14 protein-coding genes, 1 tRNA gene and 2 pseudogenes are annotated in these 18,642 nt (G+C 61.7%); 4 read left to right on the forward strand and 13 right to left on the reverse strand.

Annotation, left to right across the window (positions count from 1 at the left end):
• Nucleotides 1-6: 6 nt before the first annotated feature.
• Nucleotides 7-948 (reverse strand): 1-phosphofructokinase, encoded by a 942-nt coding sequence (gene pfkB, locus Q7C33_RS03145; protein ID WP_217861240.1) that lies wholly within the window; start codon nt 946-948, stop codon nt 7-9.
• Nucleotides 948-3,812: a phosphoenolpyruvate--protein phosphotransferase gene (gene ptsP / locus Q7C33_RS03150; protein ID WP_407682816.1), complete on the reverse strand. Its 2,865-nt coding sequence runs from the start codon at nt 3,810-3,812 to the stop codon at nt 948-950. The genes pfkB and ptsP overlap by 1 nt, the downstream gene beginning before the upstream one ends.
• 289 nt (nt 3,813-4,101) lie before the next feature.
• On the opposite strand from ptsP, the gene cra reads away from it, so the two are divergent.
• Together cra and Q7C33_RS03160 are read left to right on the forward strand one after the other, a co-directional pair.
• Nucleotides 4,102-5,097: a catabolite repressor/activator gene (gene cra, locus Q7C33_RS03155; RefSeq protein ID WP_030139803.1), complete on the forward strand. Its 996-nt coding sequence runs from the start codon at nt 4,102-4,104 to the stop codon at nt 5,095-5,097.
• Nucleotides 5,098-5,113: 16 nt separating this feature from the next.
• Nucleotides 5,114-5,890, forward strand: coding sequence for a TatD family hydrolase (locus Q7C33_RS03160; protein ID WP_407682817.1), 777 nt, complete (start codon nt 5,114-5,116; stop codon nt 5,888-5,890).
• A 118-nt stretch (nt 5,891-6,008) separates the two neighbouring features.
• Here the strand turns inward: Q7C33_RS03160 and Q7C33_RS03165 are convergent.
• The 5 genes and pseudogenes from Q7C33_RS03165 to Q7C33_RS03185 form a co-directional block, all read right to left on the reverse strand.
• Nucleotides 6,009-6,581: pseudogene (locus Q7C33_RS03165) on the reverse strand (methyl-accepting chemotaxis protein); the annotation flags it as partial.
• A 285-nt stretch (nt 6,582-6,866) separates the two neighbouring features.
• Nucleotides 6,867-8,006: pseudogene (locus Q7C33_RS03170) on the reverse strand (HAMP domain-containing protein); the annotation flags it as partial.
• A 328-nt stretch (nt 8,007-8,334) separates the two neighbouring features.
• A complete protein-coding gene (ampE, locus tag Q7C33_RS03175) occupies nt 8,335-9,171 on the reverse strand; it encodes a regulatory signaling modulator protein AmpE (protein ID WP_030139800.1) in 837 nt (278 codons plus the stop codon).
• Nucleotides 9,168-9,728: a 1,6-anhydro-N-acetylmuramyl-L-alanine amidase AmpD gene (gene ampD, locus Q7C33_RS03180; RefSeq protein WP_407682818.1), complete on the reverse strand. Its 561-nt coding sequence runs from the start codon at nt 9,726-9,728 to the stop codon at nt 9,168-9,170. The genes ampE and ampD overlap by 4 nt, the downstream gene beginning before the upstream one ends.
• A 64-nt stretch (nt 9,729-9,792) precedes the next feature.
• The gene (locus Q7C33_RS03185) at nt 9,793-12,003 is read right to left on the reverse strand and encodes a DUF1631 domain-containing protein (RefSeq protein ID WP_030139798.1); all 2,211 of its coding nucleotides are present in this window, start codon (nt 12,001-12,003) and stop codon (nt 9,793-9,795) included.
• Nucleotides 12,004-12,236: 233 nt separating this feature from the next.
• Between Q7C33_RS03185 and nadC the strand changes: the two genes are divergently transcribed.
• Nucleotides 12,237-13,085: a carboxylating nicotinate-nucleotide diphosphorylase gene (gene nadC / locus Q7C33_RS03190; protein ID WP_407682819.1), complete on the forward strand. Its 849-nt coding sequence runs from the start codon at nt 12,237-12,239 to the stop codon at nt 13,083-13,085.
• Between the two features lie 81 nt (nt 13,086-13,166).
• On the opposite strand, the gene Q7C33_RS03195 is transcribed toward nadC, so the two are convergent.
• Nucleotides 13,167-13,472 (reverse strand): DUF6388 family protein, encoded by a 306-nt coding sequence (locus Q7C33_RS03195; RefSeq protein ID WP_198797615.1) that lies wholly within the window; start codon nt 13,470-13,472, stop codon nt 13,167-13,169.
• Nucleotides 13,473-13,774: 302 nt separating this feature from the next.
• Here Q7C33_RS03195 and Q7C33_RS03200 point away from each other — a divergent pair, with 302 nt between their 5' ends.
• A complete protein-coding gene (locus tag Q7C33_RS03200) occupies nt 13,775-14,323 on the forward strand; it encodes a hypothetical protein (RefSeq protein WP_030139795.1) in 549 nt (182 codons plus the stop codon).
• Between the two features lie 10 nt (nt 14,324-14,333).
• On the opposite strand, the gene Q7C33_RS03205 is transcribed toward Q7C33_RS03200, so the two are convergent.
• The 5 genes from Q7C33_RS03205 to rbfA form a co-directional block, all read right to left on the reverse strand.
• Nucleotides 14,334-14,409: transfer RNA gene (locus Q7C33_RS03205), tRNA-Thr, on the reverse strand.
• 125 nt (nt 14,410-14,534) lie between these two features.
• Complete coding sequence (gene pnp / locus Q7C33_RS03210; protein ID WP_334596035.1) at nt 14,535-16,640, reverse strand: polyribonucleotide nucleotidyltransferase; 2,106 nt, start codon at nt 16,638-16,640, stop codon at nt 14,535-14,537.
• Nucleotides 16,641-16,832: 192 nt separating this feature from the next.
• Entirely contained in the window at nt 16,833-17,102 is a 270-nt protein-coding gene (gene rpsO / locus Q7C33_RS03215; RefSeq protein WP_011332409.1) for a 30S ribosomal protein S15, read from the reverse strand.
• Between the two features lie 142 nt (nt 17,103-17,244).
• Nucleotides 17,245-18,162, reverse strand: a complete 918-nt coding sequence (truB, locus tag Q7C33_RS03220; RefSeq protein WP_030139793.1) for a tRNA pseudouridine(55) synthase TruB — start codon at nt 18,160-18,162, stop codon at nt 17,245-17,247.
• A 3-nt stretch (nt 18,163-18,165) separates the two neighbouring features.
• On the reverse strand, nt 18,166-18,567 hold the full coding sequence (gene rbfA, locus Q7C33_RS03225; RefSeq protein WP_198797616.1) for a 30S ribosome-binding factor RbfA: 402 nt from the start codon (nt 18,565-18,567) through the stop codon (nt 18,166-18,168).
• Nucleotides 18,568-18,642: the final 75 nt, after the last annotated feature.

An 18,642-nucleotide genomic window follows, 5' to 3' on the forward strand; every position in this document is an offset into this window, starting at 1 on the left:
ACCCTCTTATTGTTCTGTCAGGGGGCGCACGCGCACGCCCTGTTCAAGCGACGCCAGCAACGCGGTGTCGTGGATACCAAAACCGATCTGGGTGACCGCCATGGCGGCGATGGCCGTCGCGGTGCGCAGGGTTTGCTCCGGCGCGTGGGCACCGAGCAATCCGTGCAGCATGCCGGCCAGCAGCGAATCACCCGCGCCCACGGTACTGGCGACAGTCACCTTGGGCGGCGAGGCATGCAGCGCCGAACCGACGCTGAACCAATTCACACCGTCGGCGCCGTGGGAAATCACCACGTGTTCGACGCCTTGGGCATGCAGGCGCTGCGCCGCCTGGGCTTGGGCCAATTCCGTGACCACATCGCACCCCAGCGCATCGGCCAGTTCCTCGGTATTGGGCTTGATCAGCCATGGCCCCGCCGCCAGCGCAACGCGCAAGGCTTCGCCGCTGGTGTCGAGGGCAACGTTCAGGCCAAGCTTTTTCAACCGTGTGATCAGCGCCTGCAGCCATTGCGGACTGACGCCCCGGGGCAAGCTGCCGGCGACGACCACGGCGTCATGGCCAGGGGCGATTTGTTCGAGGCGCGCCAGCAACGCTTGTTGTGCGGCTTCATCGACCATCGGGCCAGGGCCGTTGAGGTCAGTAATGCGCCCGTCCTGTTCGGCCAGCTTGATGTTGCTGCGGGTTTCACCGGGAACGCGGATAAACGCGTCGACAAAGCCACGCTGGGCGAACAATGTCTCGAACACCTGGGCGTTGTCTTCGCCGAGAAAACCGCTGACGGTCAGCGTATGGCCGAGATCCGCCAACACCTGCGCCACGTTCACGCCCTTGCCGGCGGCATGGGCGTGCATGCCGTCGCTGCGGTTGACCTGGCCCGGTTCCAGGCGCGCCAATTCCACCGTGAGGTCGAGCGCCGGGTTGAGGGTCAGGGTAAGAATCTTCGCCATTACAGCGCCTCCACTAATGCGCGCACATCATCGGCGCTGCCCACGGCCAAGGCCTCTTGAGCCAGGGTTCGTACGTGCGCCAGGCTCAATTCGCGGACCCGCGCCTTGACCTCGGCAATGCTGCGGGCCGAGACACTCAACTCGTCCACGCCCAGGCCCACCAGCACCGGCACGGCCAGCGGATCGGCCGCCAGCTCGCCGCACACGCCGACCCATTTGCCATGGGCATGGGCGGCGCGCACGGTGATGTCGATCAGTTGCAGCACCGCTGGGTGCAAGCCATCGGCCTGGGCCGACAGGGTCGGGTGACCACGGTCGATCGCCAGGGTGTATTGGGTCAGGTCGTTGGTGCCGACGCTGAAGAAATCGACTTCCTTGGCGAGCACCGGCGCCAGCAGCGCGGCGGACGGCACTTCGATCATGATCCCCAGTTGCAGGTCCGCCACGGGGATTTCCCGGCGCAGGCGCTCGGTCATGTCCCGGGCCTGGCGCCACTCGTCGACGCTGCCGACCATGGGAAACATGATCCGCAGCGGACGGTTGTCGGCAGAGCGCAACAAGGCCCGCAGTTGCGCTTCCATGATATGCGGGCGCTGCAAGGTCAGGCGGATGCCGCGCACGCCGAGGAACGGGTTTTCTTCCTTGGCGATTGGCCAATAGGGCAGCGGCTTGTCGCCGCCGACGTCAAGGGTACGCACCACCAGCGGCCGACCGGCCAGGCCATCGAGCACCTTGCGGTATTCGGCTTCCTGGGTCGCTTCGTCCGGGGCCTCGGTGTGGGCCATGAAGATCAGCTCGGTGCGCAACAGGCCGATGCCTTCGGCGCCCTGCTCCACCGCGCTGGTGACGCCGGCGCTTTCGCCGATGTTGGCGAATACTTCAACGGCGTGACCGTCACGGGTCAGCGCCGGTTGGTGCCGTTGCTCGGCGGCGACCTTGAGGCGCTGCTCGCGGGTGTCGCGTTCCTCTTTGGCGCGCTGCAACGTGGCGGCGTCCGGGTCGACATGCAGGCGACCGCGTTGGCCATCCAGCAGCAATGACGTGCCCGGCGCCAACAGCAACACCGCAGCGCCTGCACCCACCAAGGCCGGAATGCCCAAGGCGCGGGCGACGATGGCACTGTGGGCGGTGGCGCCGCCGCGTGCGGTGAGAATCCCCGCCACGCGCGCCGGATCGAGGCGGGCGACGTCGGACGGGCCGACTTCGTCCATCACCAGAATGTAGGGTTGTTCGGGTTCAGCCGGGGTTTCGATGCCGCACAGCTGCGCCAGCACCCGGCGGCCGACGTCCCGCAGATCGGCGGCACGCTCGGCGAGCAAGGCATCTTGCAGGGCTTCCTGTTCTTTCGCGGCGGCCTCGATCACGCCCATCCACGCCGCTTGTGCGCTCTCGCCCAGCTTCAGGCGGGTGTCGACTTCGTCGGTCAGTTCCGGGTCGTCGAGCATTTCCTGGTGGGTGATGAAAATCTCGCGGATGGCCTTGGCCTTGGCACGCTCGATCAGGCCTTCGATGTCCCGACGCACCTGGCTCAAGGCTTTTTGCAGGCGCTCGCGCTCGATCGCCGGGGACTCGCCACGCAGTGGATACTCGATGTCTTGCAGCACTTGGATATGCGCCGGGCCGATGGCAATGCCCGGCGCGGCGGCGACGGCCTGGATCAGGCTGCCGGATTCCGGCGCGAGCAGCACGGTGGCAACTTCGGCAATGGTGGTTTCCCGTGGCGCGCTCGGTGGCGGCAGCGGTTCGACTTCTTCGCCGAGACCCTCTTCGACGGCTGCGAGCAACGCCGGCAACGCGTCGGCGGCAATGCTAGGTTCGGCAATGAATTCCAGGACCTGACCACGACGGGCGCCCAGGCTCAGCAGCTTGCTCAGGCTCTTCACCGACACGGCGCTGTCCTGGCCATCGACGATGCGCACGCGGATCTCGCCTTCGAAGCTTTTTGCCAACTGGGCGAGAATCTTCGCCGGGCGCGCATGCAACCCGTGGGCATTTGCCAGGCCGATGCGCGCGCTAGGCCAATCGGCAGGCAACTCGCCCCCCAGCACTTCCAGGACCTTGCGGCTGCTGGTGGCGCGGCCCAATTCATGGCCGCGACCTTCGATCAGCAACGCGCAGAGTCTTTCCAGCAAGGCTTGGTGAGCCTCGCCGAGGCTGGCCAGGCAGAACAATCCGCTCAAGGGTTGGCCGAGGTAACGAATGGGTTTGTCCGGCGTGACGAAGGCCAGGCCCGGACGCTTGACGGTCTGCTCGCTGTGCAGCCACCAGAGCCCGTCGCCGAGGGGCAACGCGTCGACCTGCTGCAACACGCCGGCAAAGCCGTTGCTCACGCAATCGGCCTGGCGCAACAGACGGGCGCCGCGCCAGACCAATTCTTCGAAATCGTCGGCCGACACACCGAGGCCGATCATCTGCGCATCCAGCGCCAGCTCCTGCGGCGCGCCCTGCAGCAATTTCAGCAGCGCTTCGGCGGAACCGGCGCGACGCAGGGCCTGGCCCAGGTCGGTCTCGCCGAGGGCGCGGGTCAGCAGTTGCAGCAGGCGCAAGTGTTCGTCGGACTTGGCCGCGATGCCGATCGCCAGGTAAACGATCTGGCCATCGCCCCAGTCCACGCCTTCAGGAAACTGCAGCAAGCGCACGCCGGTGGAATACACCAGGTCGCGGGTCTGCGGAGTACCGTGGGGGATGGCAATACCTTGGCCAAGAAAGGTCGAGCCCTGGGCCTCGCGGGCCTGCAACCCGGCAAGGTAGCCCTCGGCTACCAGCCCATCGGCCACCAGTTTGTCAGCGAGCAGTTGCAGCGCGGCGTCTTTATCCACAGCCACTTGGGCCATGGATATCTGCTCTAAAGTGAGCTCGAGCATGCTTTCTCCTTTTTGGCGTCCGGTTGGCGCCAGGTATTGTTTTGAATGAATCAGCTTAGCGTTGCAAAACGGCTTCCGGCGGTATCGCGGCAGCACCGACCAAAAACCTGAGAGCCTTGAAAATACGCCTGCTGAAACGTTTAATCTAGAAAGATTGGCACGTTACTCGATAATCTCTCATCCTTGAAGTGCAACTTGTCGAAAGCGTCCGGAGGGTGACCATCGATCCGAATCGGGTAGGATGAGCCTTCATTGTCGGGGCAAACTCGAAAAAACAAGGAAAACCGGGTTGAAACTCAGTGATATCGCCCAGCTCGCCGGTGTGTCCGTGACCACCGCCAGCTACGTCATCAACGGCAAGGCCGAACAGCAACGCATCAGCAACGCGACCGTCGAACGGGTGCGGGCGGTGGTCGAAGAGCATGGCTTCACGCCCAACCCCCAGGCTGCCGGATTGCGCAGCCGGCATACCCGCACTTTGGGTTTCATCTTGCCGGACCTGGAAAACCCCAGCTATGCGCGTATCGCCAAATTGCTCGAACAAGGGGCGCGCGCCCGAGGCTACCAACTGCTGATCGCCAGCTCCGACGATGCGCCCGACAGCGAGCGGCAACTGTTGCAACTGTTCCGCGCCCGGCGCTGCGATGCGCTGATCGTCGCCAGTTGCCTGCCCGCCGAGGACGACAGCTACCGTCAATTGCAGGCCAAGGGTATTCCGATCATCGCCATCGACCGGGTGATGGAGCCCACGCATTTCTGCTCGGTGATCAGCGATGACCGCCAGGCCAGCCTGCAACTGACCCGCAGCCTGCTGGAAACGAACCCACGGCAGATCGCGCTGATCAGCGCCCGCCCCGAACTGAGCATAAGCCAGGAGCGGACCGCCGGTTTCCGCGAGGCGCTGGAAGGTTTCGAAGGCCAGGTCCTGATCGAACATGGCGAGTCGTTCAGCCGTGAATGCGGTCGCCAGATGATGGACGAAATGCTCGCCCGCCTGGGCCATTTACCCGATGCGTTGATCACCACCTCCTACGTGCTGCTGCAAGGTGTGTTCGATGCCCTGCATGATTTTCCACTCAAGGCGCGGCCGCTGCGCCTGGGTACGTTTGGTGACACACAACTATTGGATTTCCTGCCACTGCCGGTCAATGCCATGTCCCAGCAGCATCAACTGATCGCCGAAAAAGCCTTGGAGCTGGCGCTGGCGGCCATCGAGAACGATGATTACCAACCCGGTGTACAGGCGATTGCGCGCACGTTCAAACAGCGCATTCACCAAGGCTGAAGCGTCGGAATTCCACATGGAACTGATCGACACCCACACCCACCTGGACTTTCCCGATTTCGACGTGGACCGGCCGGCGCTGCTGGCCGAAAGCCGCGCCCTGGGCGTCCGAGAAATGGTGGTACTCGGGGTGTACCGAGACAACTGGCAACGCGTCTGGGATCTGGTGCAAAGCGACCCGCACCTGCATGCCGCGCTGGGCTTGCATCCGGTGTATCTCGATCAGCATCACGACGATGATCTTGCGCAGTTGCGTGAATGGCTGACCCGCCTGGCGGGGCATCGGCAGCTGTGCGCAGTGGGTGAAATCGGCCTGGACTATTACGTCGACACCCTCGATCGCGACCGCCAGCAAGCGCTGTTCGAAGCGCAGCTGGAACTTGCCGTGGAGTTCGAGTTGCCTGCGCTGATCCATGTGCGCCGCAGCCACGCCGCCGTGATCGCGACACTCAAACGCATCTGCCCGGCGCGGGCCGGCATCATCCACGCCTTTGCCGGCAGCTTCGAAGAGGCTCGCGAGTACATCAAGCTCGGCTTCAAGCTCGGCCTCGGCGGCGCGGCCACATGGCCGCAGGCCCTGCGCATGCACCGGGTGCTGCCGAAATTGCCGTTGGATGCGGTGGTGCTGGAGACCGACTCGCCGGACATGGCTCCGGCGATGTTCCCTGGCCAACGCAACAGCCCGGCGCATTTGCCGGCGATTTGTGAGGCGCTGGCGGGGATCATGGCGGTGACGCCTGAGCGACTGGCCGAGGCCAGCACCGCCAACGCCCGCCAATTATTCAATTGGTAACAAACCTGTGGGAGCGAGCCTGCTCGCGAAGGCGGTCCGTCAGGTAAATATCTGTCGACTGATACACCGCTTTCGCGAGCAGGCTCGCTCCCACATTGGTTTTGTGGCGGGACTGAAATCACACCCGAAACGCATTGATCAGTTGCTTGAGCTGCACCACCTGGGCGGACAATTCGCGGCTGGCGTCTTCGGTCTGGTGGGCGCCTTCGGCGGTGCGTTCGCCGGCGCGGTTGATCTCGACGATGTTCTGGTCGATGTCATGGGCCACGGCAGTCTGCTGTTCCACCGCAGCGGCGATCTGCTGGTTCTGGTCGACGATCATGCCGACCGCGCCAAGAATGTTTTCCAGCGCCTGCTGGACTTTCTCCGATTGCCCCACCGTGCCGCTGGCCATTTCATGACTGGTGCCCATCGCCTTGACGGCGGCACCCACGCCGCCGTGCAGGCGGCTGATCATTGCTTCGATTTCTTCGGTCGACTGCTGCGTCCGCTTGGCCAGGGTCCGCACCTCATCGGCCACCACGGCGAACCCGCGCCCTTGCTCACCGGCCCGGGCGGCTTCGATAGCGGCGTTGAGGGCCAGCAGGTTGGTTTGCTCGGCGATGCTCTTGATCACATCCAGGACGCGGCTGATGGATTGGCTGTCAGTCGCCAATTGATTGATCACCTGCACTGACTGGTCGATTTCACTGGCCAGCCGCGCAATGCTGCCCTGCTGGGACTCCACCAAGCCCCGCCCGCTGAGGGTTTCGTCGTTCACGCTGTGGGCGCTGCTGACCGCCGCCGCGGCGCTGCGGGCGACTTCCTGGGCCGTGGCGGACATCTGGTTCATCGCCGTGGCGACCAGCTCGATCTGGCTTCGCTGGCCAGCGACGGCCAGGTTGCTCTGGGCCGATACCGTTTCCACCTGCCCCGCCTGGCGCTCGACCTCGGCGACGGTGCGGCCGACTTGCTCGATCAAGTCATGGATCTTCGCCACCGTGCCGTTGAATACCTCGCCCAACTCGCCCAACTCATCCTTGCTGCGGGCGACGAAATTGACCGTCATGTCACCCGCCGCGACCTTGTCCATCATCGCGCCCAAATGTTTGAGCGTAGTGCGCGTCGAAGCGTAGAAACCGGCGTACAGGTAAAAGATCAGCAGGAACACCGCAGCCAGCGCCACGGCTTGCAGCACCATGTGGCTGCGGTTCTGCTCCAGGCGGTGCTGCAGTTGCACATCGAGAAAAGCCAGCGTTTGCTCGTTCAGCCGATAGGTCTGCTCCATCAGCCCGCTGACTTGTTCGAAGAATGCAGGCCATGGCGCGTCAAGGGTATCTGCCATGACGATCTGGTTTTCAATCAGCTCGGCGGCCTGCTTGAGGGTGCTCTTACTGCCTGCGGCCTGATCGGCAAGTACTTGCCCGGCCGCCTTGCTCGAGCCCAGGGCATCCTGCAGTTTCAGATCATATTCGCCCTGGAGCTTCTCGATCTGCACCAGCAACTCGTCGAACCGAGTACTCGACGCGGAATTGAGAAAGCCCAGCCCCAGCGACGAAGCGCCCAGCGCGCGACCGTCGCCCAGGGTCTGGGTGACGTTGGGTGTCACGGCAATGACGAGGTCGCTGAGCTGACGGATGTCGCCCTGGTTATCCCGGCTCAGGCCCGCCTGGCTGGCGATGATCTGGCCGAATATCTGCGCCTTGTTGAGCAGGCTGCCAATCAAGGCGCTTTTGCTTTGCAGGGAGTTTTCGGCCTGTTGGGCCTTGAAGGCCGCGATCATCTCGTCGCGCTTGGCATCGAAGGCACTGACCTGCTCGGGCTCCATGGCCATGGCCGTCATGCCTTGCAACCGCGCGAGAACCTTTTGCTCAAGCGCCGTTATCTTCGCCTCCACGTCGCCGGCCTTGCCGGACTGGCCGAGGCTGGCATTGATCTGCACCAGATTGTTCAACGTCTCCAGGTCCCGGCGCAGCGTCAGGCTACTGCCCAGCAGGTCAAGGCTTTGCAGCTCCACTTGCGTGCCCTGGAATTCCCGGTAGGCATCGCGCACCAGAAAGAAGTTGGTCACCAGCATCGGCAGCAGGAACAGGACACTGATCAGGCTGAACTTCATGCCGAAGCTCAGGCGGTTCATCAGGGCGACGGCGGGCCAGAGCAAACTCTTCACAAGGAAGCCTCCCGGTAGTTTTTTATTTTTATGGGACTGGCACGCGAAAGCAGCAGAAAGCCACTATGCGGGCGCTGCCACTGTATAGCCTAAAACGACGGGGAGATTTGTAACTTAAGGTTAACGAGGGCAGACGGTCCTGTGGCGAGGGAGCTTGCTCCCGCTGGCCTGCGAAGCAGGCCTTGGGGCTTCCTTCAGGGGGATCGCTTTTGTCCTGGTTGACGACTGCTGCGCAGCCGAGCGGGAGCAAGCTCCCTCGCCACATCAGCGCCTCGCCACCGCTTGACTGGTTTGATCAGGCCAACACCGTCCACAACGCAAACCCGGCATACCAGAGCACCGCCGCGCGCAGCAGCAATTCCCAGAGCCGATCCAGGCTGTTGATACCATCCGGCCCGGCGACGGGCGTGGGAATCTCGCCGGCCACCAGGCCAACTTTGTCGATGAGGTCGGCGGCGCTGATGTTCCAGTTCAGCAGCTCATGCAGCATGACTCGGCTGACCGCCACGAAGTTGCCCACCAAGGCAAAGCTCGCTGCCAGCAACCGCACTGGCACCCAGTCGAAGGCATGACGCAGCTGCGCTGCACGCTCCGCCACGCCAGGGTTCTGGCTGTGTTCAGCGGCCAGCGCCAGCAACCGATAACTCAGGGCAGCCACAGGGCCCAGCAGGAAGTACCAGAAGATCACCGCGAAAAAGCTCTGGTAGGCCTGCCACAGCAAGTGTCTCTGTACCCGCTCCAGCAATTGCTCGCTGCCGTCGGCGTCGATATTCAAGTCGCGCTTGGCCACGTGAGCCGCCGCTTGCAGGTCCTCACGCCGCCACGCATCGCGGAACGGCCCGAGAGCAGCCAATAGATCACCGCGGCCCAGGCTATAGATCACCACCAACAGGTGCACCGGCAGCGCCAGCAACCCATAGGCCACCGGATCCAGCACCCAAAGCAGCAACGCCAGCGCCGCCACCGGCAGCAGGACCATCGCCACCAACACCAGCCAAGGTCGATTGCCCCAGCGCGGGCTCGCCTCGAGCCTGTTCAGCTCGCCCAGCCAGCCGCCGTCACGCTGGACCCGCTGGCGCAAGGCCGAGAACTTCTCGATCCAGACCGCCAGCAGCAACACCAGAAAACTCATTGTCCTTCCCCTCCTGTCAGGGCCGCGCGGTAGCGCGCCCAGTCGAATGCCGGTCCCGGATCGGTCTTGCGCCCCGGGGCGATGTCGCTGTGCCCGCAAATACGCTGCACCGTGATCGCCGGAAACGCTGCCTGCAACTGCCGGGTCAGTTCCACCAGGGAGGAATATTGTGCATCGGTGAAAGGAAGATCATCGGTACCTTCCAGCTCGATGCCCACGGAAAAGTCATTACAGGTCTCCCGCCCCTCGAAGCACGAGACGCCCGCGTGCCACGCACGATCCAGACAAGAGACAAATTGGGTCACGGCGCCGTCACGTTCGATCAGGAAATGCGCAGAGACGCGCAGGTCGGCAATACCGGCAAAGTAGGGATGTTCCGTGACATCCAGGCGATTCTGGAAAAATTCCTGCACTTTGCCGGTAGCGAACTGTGCCGGCGGCAAGCTGATGTTGTGGATGACCAGCAGGGAAATTTCGCCCTCGGGGCGCGCATTGAAATTGGGCGAAGGGCAATGACGCGCGCCATCGCACCAACCGCTCGCGGAGTCCAGCTGCATACAGGTTCCTTCGATGACGACGGAGAATCCCGTCAGTATGCCGCGATCGGGCGGGGCTGCGCGATCACTTGCCGCGATTGAGTTGGCGCAGGTTACCCAGCACGGACTCGAGCGCCCGGTCGAACAGCAAGGTATCGTCCAGCAACCGCGCCGCTCCCCGGCGGAACTCCAGGGCCAGGCTGGTGCGGCTGTGCTCCAGGACCTTGAGGCCGGTGCGATTGACGAAGACGTATTTGCCGGTAGCCTGGATGATTGCCGCCAGCTTGCAGCGAAGGCTGTTGTCTTCGTCTTCCTGGAACTCCACCCAACTTCCCAGGCGCAATTGGTCGACTTGCAGCAGGCCCACGTCATCGGCTGGCAGGCGCACGGTCGGCTCTTCCGTTGGCGTCTTCGGCGCCGTACGCAGGACGATGGGCTCCGCCACTTCGACCATGACCGGCAAATCGGTGGGTTCGTCCTGCTCCGTCACCTGGCCCAACCTTTGTAGGGCCTGGACATGGAGCACTTCCAGCTCGCTGAAAAACTCGCTGGTGGCGAACGGATCGAACGCCGAACGACTCAGCCCTTCGCGCAAGGCCTTGAGCAATTCCGGCACCATCGCCAACAAGCGCAGGCCCGCATCAGGCTCTTCGTGGTGCTGGACGCTCCAGACCAGTTGTTCGAGGGTCAATACGTCGGCCTGCCATTCGGCAGACTGCTCGCCATGCTTGAACCCCGTCAGCAACAACACCTGGCTCCAGGCCTGTTGCACGAAATCCACCACGGCCTGGGGCAGGAGCTTGCCCAGCATGATCTGGTTCAGCGCCCCTTCGACCCGCTGGCGAGCCAGTTCAGCCTTGGCCCGTCCTTCTTCGGCGTCCCTGATGCGTTGTTCAAGCAACTCGCTGCGACGGCGCTCATCGCTGGTAAATGCCAGGAAATCGGCCAGCACTTCGGAAAATATTGCCGGATCGTCGACATAGTCGTTCAGCAAGCGTTGCACCACCTGCTCGATGCGCTGGTAGAGGCTGTCGCGCTGGTGATCGTCACAGTCGCCCCAGCCCATCGCCGCGGCGGCGATTTCATTGAGCAGCCGGCGGGCCGGGTGATTGCCGCGACTGAAAAAGCTTTTGTCCTGCACGGCGACCTTGAGCATGGGAATCTGCAGGCGTCCGATCAGGGCCTTGAGGACGTCCGGCAGGTTATGGTCGTCGAGAATGAATTCGAACATCATCGCGATGAGGTTGATCACATCTTCATCGGCACCATCGACGACACGGGACCTGCCGCTCTTGACGCTGACACGGGTCAACAACTGCTCGAGCTGGCTACGCAGGTCGAAATCGTCCTGGACCGCTGGCGCCGGCACGTATTGCTGCAAATGAGACAGCAAGCGAAGCAGGTCGCGTGTCGAGATCGGCTGGGCCGGCGCGCTCGGTTCCAGGGTCGGCGCGACGCTGCCTCGCACCTGGACCAACAGCTTCTGCAATGCGGCAAACACTTCGTGCACGCTGTCATCGACGTCCTCCGCCCGTGGCCGGACGGCGCCGTCGCCCCTGGGCCGAGGGGCTTCTTCGGCGCGATCCGAAGCCCGGCGTGATGGAGCAGCCTTCAGGTCCGACAGGATACCCGTGGCGGCCAGCAACTGATTGGCTTCGGCGTAGAACTGGTCGCATTCGCTGAGTACATAACGCTCGAAGAGCTTGAGCAGGATCAGCTTGACCTTGATGCCCACGCCGAGATTGCGTCCGGCCTGGAGAAAATGCTCGCACAGCAATGCCGGGCTCAACGGGTTCTGCTGGTTCGCCAACGGCCGGTCCAGCAATACACTGAGCCGCGCCGTGAGTTGATCGAGCGACACGCCATCGCGGCTGAGCACCCGGGCCACCATGGTTTCCACCGCCAGGCGGCGCTCCAGCTCGTCATGGTTCGGCTGGGGCGCCATGGCACCCAGCACCGGCGCCAGGGTCGCCTGGGTAAGGTCATACTGGGCCAGGCTGACAAACGCCTCGAAAAACTGCTCGAGGAATTCCCGTTCGATGCTTTTGCGTTTGAGGCGCAGGTCACGCATGGCTTCGAAATAGAGGTTCTGCTCGACATCGTTGCGCGCCCGATCGGCCATTTCGAACAGCGTGTCATCGGCGTTATCGAACAGGCCTTGCAAACCAACGCGCAACTGCTGCGCCGCCTTGTCGCGAACCTGAAGGAGAATCACAGGCAGGCGGGCGAGCGGCGAACGATTCGCCTGGTCGGTAGGCACCTTGTGCAAAGGCACTACATTCCCGTCGTTGTGCATCCTGGCCTCCTGAAACGGCATTCTTCGGTTCGCGACGTCAAAGTCATGACGTCAATCGAAAGGCGGATTATCAGGTAAAAAGAGCCCGTCGCACCAGAGGACTCTGTGAACCGGCTCAAAGAGATCGCAATAAATGACCGGCATTTCGGGTAAATGTTGCGAGCAGGCGACCAAATGCAAGCCAACAAGCCCCAAGCGGATATAATCCGGCCACTTTGTTTGTGGAGCCCGTTATGCCGAATCTACGTCTCGCCGACCTGACCGCCGAAATCGAAGCCAACGTGCGCCGCGCGCTGCTGGAAGACATCGGCAGCGGCGACATCACTGCGCAACTGATTCCCGCCGAGCGCCTGGCGAAGGCCACCATCATCACCCGTGAAGCCGCCGTCATCAGTGGGACGGCCTGGGTGGACGCGGTTTTCCGGCAATTGGACCCGCGTGTTGCGGTGCATTGGCAAGTACGTGACGGTGACCGGGCGGCCCCTGACCAGGCGCTGTTCCACCTCGAAGGCCCGGCCCGCTCACTGCTGACGGGTGAGCGCAGCGCGCTGAATTTCCTGCAGTTGCTTTCCGGCGTCGCCACCCGGGCTCGCTACCTGGCGGACTTCGTCGCTGCCACCCAGGTCAAGCTGCTGGACACCCGCAAGACCCTTCCGGGGCTGCGCCTGGCACAAAAATACGCGGTCACCTGCGGCGGCTGTCATAACCACCGCATCGGCTTGTACGACGCGTTCCTGATCAAGGAAAACCACATTGCCGCTTGCGGTGGGATTGCCCAGGCCATCAGCGCCGCCCATCAGATCGCACCGGGCAAACCGGTGGAAGTCGAAGTGGAAAGCCTGGCGGAATTGAAAGAAGCACTGGCGGCCGGCGCCGACATCATCATGCTCGACGAACTGAGCCTGGACGACATGCGCGAAGCGGTGCGCCTGAACGGCGGCAAGGCGAAACTGGAGGCCAGCGGCGGCATCAACGAAAGCACGTTGCGCCCGATCGCCGAGACTGGCGTGGACTATATTTCCATCGGGGCGATGACCAAGGATGTGAAGGCCATCGACTTGTCGATGCGGCTCAGTCTCTGAGCAACTTCAAGCCTCAAGCTGCAAGCTTCAAGCCGCTCCGTGCTTGTCTTGCAGCTTGTAGCTTGTAGCTTGTAGCTGCTTTTAAACTACAAGATTGTTCATCTCGCAATATTCATCCCATTCCACACCCAACACCTCGGCCGCCTCCTTGTGCAAGGCAAGGCGCTGCGCCTCGAATTCCTCAGGAGTGCTGGTGTACTTGAGCGTCAACTCCCAAGGTTGCAGCCCCTGGGCTTCGGCCTCGTCTTCGAACGCCCATTTGATCTGGTCTTTCTGATCGTCGGCGGACAGGTCCTTGATCTCATCCCGCAGTTGCGGCGTTTCTTTCAAGTACTTTTCCAGGGCTTCTTCGTGCCTGGCTTCTTGACTCAATTCTTTAACGGTCATGGCGTTCTCGCTGATCTGGGAATGGAAGATGGATCTGGATCATCAAGGATCTCTCTGACGCAGGAAGCCGTTGGAAGCCCGGTTTACCTGGCCTTCAGAACCATTCGTGGATCATCTGAAAACTGCTGGGCGATGCTCATGCAGGTAACGAATATAGGACGTTTCGCCGACGATTTACACGGCTCTTTACATCTGTCCCACAAAAAAAGCCATGCAGAAGAAGCTCGGTAGGCCTTGGAACATCTGTCGAAACAATCAGTCATAGCTATGTGCCATATCGGTACTTCACAAGGAACCCAGTGATGCGCAGCTTTTCGAAACGTTCGTCGACTCAACTTGCTACCGCGACCTTGCTGCTCGGCAGCCTGACTTTGGCCGGTGCTGCCCAAGCTGCTGTTGAAGTCTCCTCCGATGGGTTGTCCTACGTCGACGTCATCCCTGCCCTTCGTTATGACCAATCTGACAAGTACGTACTGGTCAAGACCCACATCAACGCCAGCGCGCTGGAAGACCTGCCAAAAACCGTGAAGGACAACGCCGCCGAACTGGAAAACCAGAAGCGCACGCTCAGCGAACAGGCTCGACAAATCGAAGAACTCAAGCACAACAGTGGATCCAGCTCCACCTCCAGCAGCCGGGAGATCGACGAGCTCAAGCGCACCATCAAGGAACAGGAAAGCGATCTGAAGGATCTTGGCAAGCAGGTGGAAGAACTCAAGCGCAATAGCGGCTCCAGTTCGAGTTCGAGCAATAGCGAGATTTCGTCCCTGAAACGGGAACTCAGTGATCAGGACAGCGAGATGAGCCAGCTTAAACGCACGGTCGAGGAACTGAGCAGGAAGGTGAAATAACGAGGGGGGATGGTGCCCGAGACAGGAATCGAACCTGCGACCTTCGCGTTACGAGTGCGCTGCTCTACCGACTGAGCTACACGGGCGGTGGCTAAAACTAGCACCGTCCCCTGTAGCCAGGCAACCTGCCTGGCAGTGATTTTCGCCACACAGCAAAACGCCCCGAACCAGTCGGGGCGTTTGCTTGTTCAGTGGCTAAGCGAGGGGCTGATTAAACGCCCGATGCCTTGGCTGCCGCGACGTCCTTGATGGACAGCTTGATACGGCCGCGGTTGTCCACGTCCAGTACCAGCACTTCCACTTCCTGGCCTTCTTTCAGGATGTCGGTCACTTTCTCGACGCGAGCATCGCTCAGCATGGAGATGTGGACCAGGCCGTCCTTGCCCGGCAGGATGTTGACGAACGCGCCGAAGTCGACGATGCGCTCGACCTTGCCGACGTAGATCTTGCCGATCTCGGCTTCCGCGGTGATGCCCAGGACGCGCTGGCGTGCTGCTTCTGCCGCTTCCTTGGTTTCGCCGAAGATCTTGATCGAACCGTCGTCTTCGATGTCGATCGAAGCCTTGGTTTCTTCGCAGATCGCACGGATGGTCGCGCCGCCTTTACCGATGACATCACGGATCTTGTCGGTGTCGATTTTCATCGCGATCATGGTCGGAGCGTTTTCCGACAGTTCGGTACGGGACTGACCGATGATCTGGTTCATCTGGCCGAGGATGTTCAGGCGCGCTTCCAGGGCTTGGCCCAGGGCGATTTCCATGATCTCTTCGGTGATGCCCTTGATCTTGATGTCCATCTGCAGTGCGGTAACGCCCTTGGCGGTACCGGCCACTTTGAAGTCCATGTCGCCCAGGTGGTCTTCGTCACCCAGGATGTCGGTCAGGACAGCGAACTTCTCGCCTTCCTTGACCAGACCCATCGCGATACCGGCAACCGGCGCCTTCATCGGTACGCCAGCGTCCATCAGGGCCAGGGAAGCGCCGCAGACCGAAGCCATCGAGCTCGAACCGTTGGATTCGGTAATTTCCGAGACCACACGGATGGTGTACGGGAATACGTCAGCGGCTGGCAGCATGGCCTGGACCGAACGACGGGCCAGACGGCCGTGGCCGATTTCGCGGCGACCGGCGCCACCCATGCGACCACACTCGCCCACCGAGAACGGCGGGAAGTTGTAGTGCAGCATGAACGGGTCTTTCTTTTCGCCTTCCAGGGTGTCGAGCAGTTGCGCGTCACGGGCGGTGCCCAATGTTGCAACGACCAGGGCCTGGGTTTCGCCACGGGTGAACAGTGCCGAACCGTGAGTCTTCGGCAGGACGCCGACTTCGATGTTCAGCGGACGTACGGTGCGGGTGTCGCGACCGTCGATACGTGGCTTGCCGTTGACGATATTTTCGCGAACGGTGCGGTATTCGATTTCACCGAAAGCAGCCTTGACGTCGCTGGCCGATGGCTGACCTTCTTCGCCGGAGAACTTGGCAACGACCTGGTCTTTCAGCTCACCCAGGCGCGCATAGCGCTCGGCCTTGATGGTGATGGTGTAGGCCTGGGAGATCGCGTCGCCGAACTCGGCACGGATCGCGCCCAGCAGCTCAGTGGCTTCTGGCTGTGGAGCCCAGGTCCAGGTTGGCTTGGCGGCTTCGGCGGCGAGTTCCTTGACGGCGTTGATCACCACCTGGAACTCGTCGTGGGCAAACAGCACGGCGCCCAGCATCTGGTCTTCGGTCAGCTCTTTGGCTTCGGATTCAACCATCAGCACGGCTTCGGAAGTACCGGCCACGACCATGTCCAGGCTGGAAGCCTTCAACTGCTCGTAGGTCGGGTTCAGCAGGTAGCCGGTGCTCTCGTGGAACGCAACGCGGGCAGCGCCGATCGGACCATCGAAAGGAATGCCGGAGATGGCCAGGGCAGCCGAGGTACCGATCATCGCAGCGATGTCCGGATCGGTCTTCTTGCTGGTGGACACGACGGTGCAGACAACCTGCACTTCGTTCATGAAACCTTCGGGGAACAGCGGACGGATCGGACGGTCGATCAGTCGGGAAGTCAGGGTTTCTTTCTCGGAAGGACGGCCTTCGCGCTTGAAGAAACCGCCAGGGATCTTACCGGCAGCGTAAGTCTTTTCCTGGTAGTGGACGGACAGAGGGAAAAAGCCCTTGCCCGGATCGGCTTGCTTGGCACCGACAACGGTCACCAATACGCTGACGTCGTCGTCAACGGTGACCAGCACTGCGCCGGAGGCCTGACGGGCGATACGGCCAGTCTCGAGGGTAACGGTCGACTGACCGAACTGGAATTTTTTGATTACCGGGTTCACGGTGTCCTACCTTCTTTGTGGCTCTTGGGGAACTTGTCTTCTTGCGAAATTCTTGGGCAATGGCGGGAGTCGGCCCGACGTTTGTCCAGGGTAAAACGTGTATCCAGATAAAACTTGAGGCTGGGAGCCTGCCATGCACCAGCGGAAACCCACTGACGCACGACAGACCACCAACCTCTAGCGCAATCGCTATTAGCGACGCAGACCCAGGCGAGCGATCAGAGCGCTGTAACGGCTCACGTCCTTGCCTTTCAGGTAGTCCAGCAGCTTGCGACGCTGGTTTACCATGCGGATCAGACCACGACGGGAGTGGTGATCTTTACCGTTGGCCTTGAAGTGACCTTGCAGTTTGTTGATGTTGGCGGTCAGCAGTGCAACTTGCACTTCTGGCGAACCAGTGTCACCAACAGCTTGCTGGTAGTCAGCTACGATTTGAGCTTTTTCTTGAACGTCGAGAGCCATGAGGCAATCCTTTTAGTCAGGAAACTGTTCCGAGGAACAGCTTCAACAGGCCAGGGACAAATCCCTGTATCTATAAATGAGTAGTGACCGTGCCTGTTAACAGCCACACTCGCCAACCTGCTGTTACACAGGCTGGTTCCGGTCATTCCGACCGAATCAGTCGACGCGGCGCAATGCGCCCGTCTTCGCTCACTTCACCGATACCAATGAAGCGACCGTTGTGATCCTGTACCCGGACCATGCCGAACTTCGGCGCATCCGGGGCACGTACCGGCTGGCCGTTGAGCCAGTAGAACGCACTGTGTTCCGAGAACTGCAAGAGCGGCCAATCCAGCAGGCCGCTGTCCGATGGCATCAGGAAGCGGTCGACCGCTTCGTTGCCGCCTTCGGCATGCACCGCTTCGAGCTCTTCCAGCGTGACCGTCTGGGCCAACGTGAAAGGCCCGGCCTGGGTCCGTCGCAATTCTGCCACGTACGCACCACAACCGAGCTGCTCGCCAATATCCTCCACCAGGGTTCGGATATAGGTGCCTTTGCTGCAATCCACTGCCAGCCGCGCAGTATTACCGTCAAAGGCCAGCAATTCCAAGCGCGCAATAGTAACAGAACGCGGTTCACGCTCCACTACTTCGCCTGCACGGGCCAGTTTGTACAACGGCTGGCCATCACGCTTGAGGGCGGAGTACATCGGCGGTATCTGACTGATTTGTCCGCGAAATTTCGGCAGCACCGCCTCGACATCCGCCTGACCAACGGTCACCGGGCGCTCCAGCAAAACCTCACCTTCGGCGTCCGCCGTGGTGGTGGTCTTGCCCAACTGCGCCAGGGTTTCATAACCCTTGTCGGAATCGAGCAGGTACTGGGAGAACTTGGTTGCCTCGCCAAAGCACAGCGGCAGCACGCCAGTAGCCAGCGGATCGAGGCTGCCGGTGTGACCGGCCTTCTCGGCGTTGAGCAACCAGCGCACTTTTTGCAAGGCTGCGTTGGAAGTGAATCCCAGCGGCTTGTCGAGCAGGATGATGCCGCTGACGTTACGACGGATACGTTTGACCTGAGCCACCGATTACTCCTTGGTGTCTTCGGGTTCAGCGGTCGCCGGGTGCTGGCTGTCTTCGGCCACGGCACGCTCGATCAGCGCCGACAGATGCGCGCCACGCACGACGCTCTCGTCGTAGTGGAAGTGCAACTGCGGAACGCTGCGCAGCTTCATTTCCCGGGCCAACTGCATACGCAGGAAACCGGCAGCCGAATTGAGCACCTTGATGCTCTGGGCGATTTCTTCGGCGCTGTCCTGACCCATCACGGTGATGAAAATCTTCGCGTGACCGACGTCACGGCTGACTTCCACTGCGGTAATGGTGACCAGGCCGACGCGCGGGTCCTTGACTTCGCGACGGATCAGCTGGGCCAGCTCGCGCTGCATCTGATCGCCGATTCGTTGGGTACGGCTGTATTCTTTTGCCATGTCTTGTTACCTGTAACTGCCCCACGGTCAAACCCGCGAGGTCTGAAAGCGGCAAACGCCCGGCCTGGCAAAAGC

It is taken from the genome of Pseudomonas sp. BP11-1-1, from assembly GCF_052112105.1.
In the GTDB taxonomy this organism is placed as follows: domain Bacteria; phylum Pseudomonadota; class Gammaproteobacteria; order Pseudomonadales; family Pseudomonadaceae; genus Aquipseudomonas; species Aquipseudomonas alvandae.

Bases quoted from the DNA above. Each gene is read 5' to 3' on its own strand.
- pfkB (WP_217861240.1), bottom strand. From the start codon at position 948: ATGGCGAAGATTCTTACCCTGACCCTCAACCCGGCGCTCGACCTCACG.
- ptsP (WP_407682816.1), bottom strand. From the start codon at position 3,812: ATGCTCGAGCTCACTTTAGAGCAGATATCCATGGCCCAAGTGGCTGTG.
- Q7C33_RS03160 (WP_407682817.1), top strand. From the start codon at position 5,114: ATGGAACTGATCGACACCCACACCCACCTGGACTTTCCCGATTTCGAC.
- ampE (WP_030139800.1), bottom strand. From the start codon at position 9,171: ATGAGTTTTCTGGTGTTGCTGCTGGCGGTCTGGATCGAGAAGTTCTCG.
- ampD (WP_407682818.1), bottom strand. From the start codon at position 9,728: ATGCAGCTGGACTCCGCGAGCGGTTGGTGCGATGGCGCGCGTCATTGC.
- Q7C33_RS03185 (WP_030139798.1), bottom strand. From the start codon at position 12,003: ATGCACAACGACGGGAATGTAGTGCCTTTGCACAAGGTGCCTACCGAC.
- nadC (WP_407682819.1), top strand. From the start codon at position 12,237: ATGCCGAATCTACGTCTCGCCGACCTGACCGCCGAAATCGAAGCCAAC.
- Q7C33_RS03195 (WP_198797615.1), bottom strand. From the start codon at position 13,472: ATGACCGTTAAAGAATTGAGTCAAGAAGCCAGGCACGAAGAAGCCCTG.
- Q7C33_RS03200 (WP_030139795.1), top strand. From the start codon at position 13,775: ATGCGCAGCTTTTCGAAACGTTCGTCGACTCAACTTGCTACCGCGACC.
- rpsO (WP_011332409.1), bottom strand. From the start codon at position 17,102: ATGGCTCTCGACGTTCAAGAAAAAGCTCAAATCGTAGCTGACTACCAG.
- rbfA (WP_198797616.1), bottom strand. From the start codon at position 18,567: ATGGCAAAAGAATACAGCCGTACCCAACGAATCGGCGATCAGATGCAG.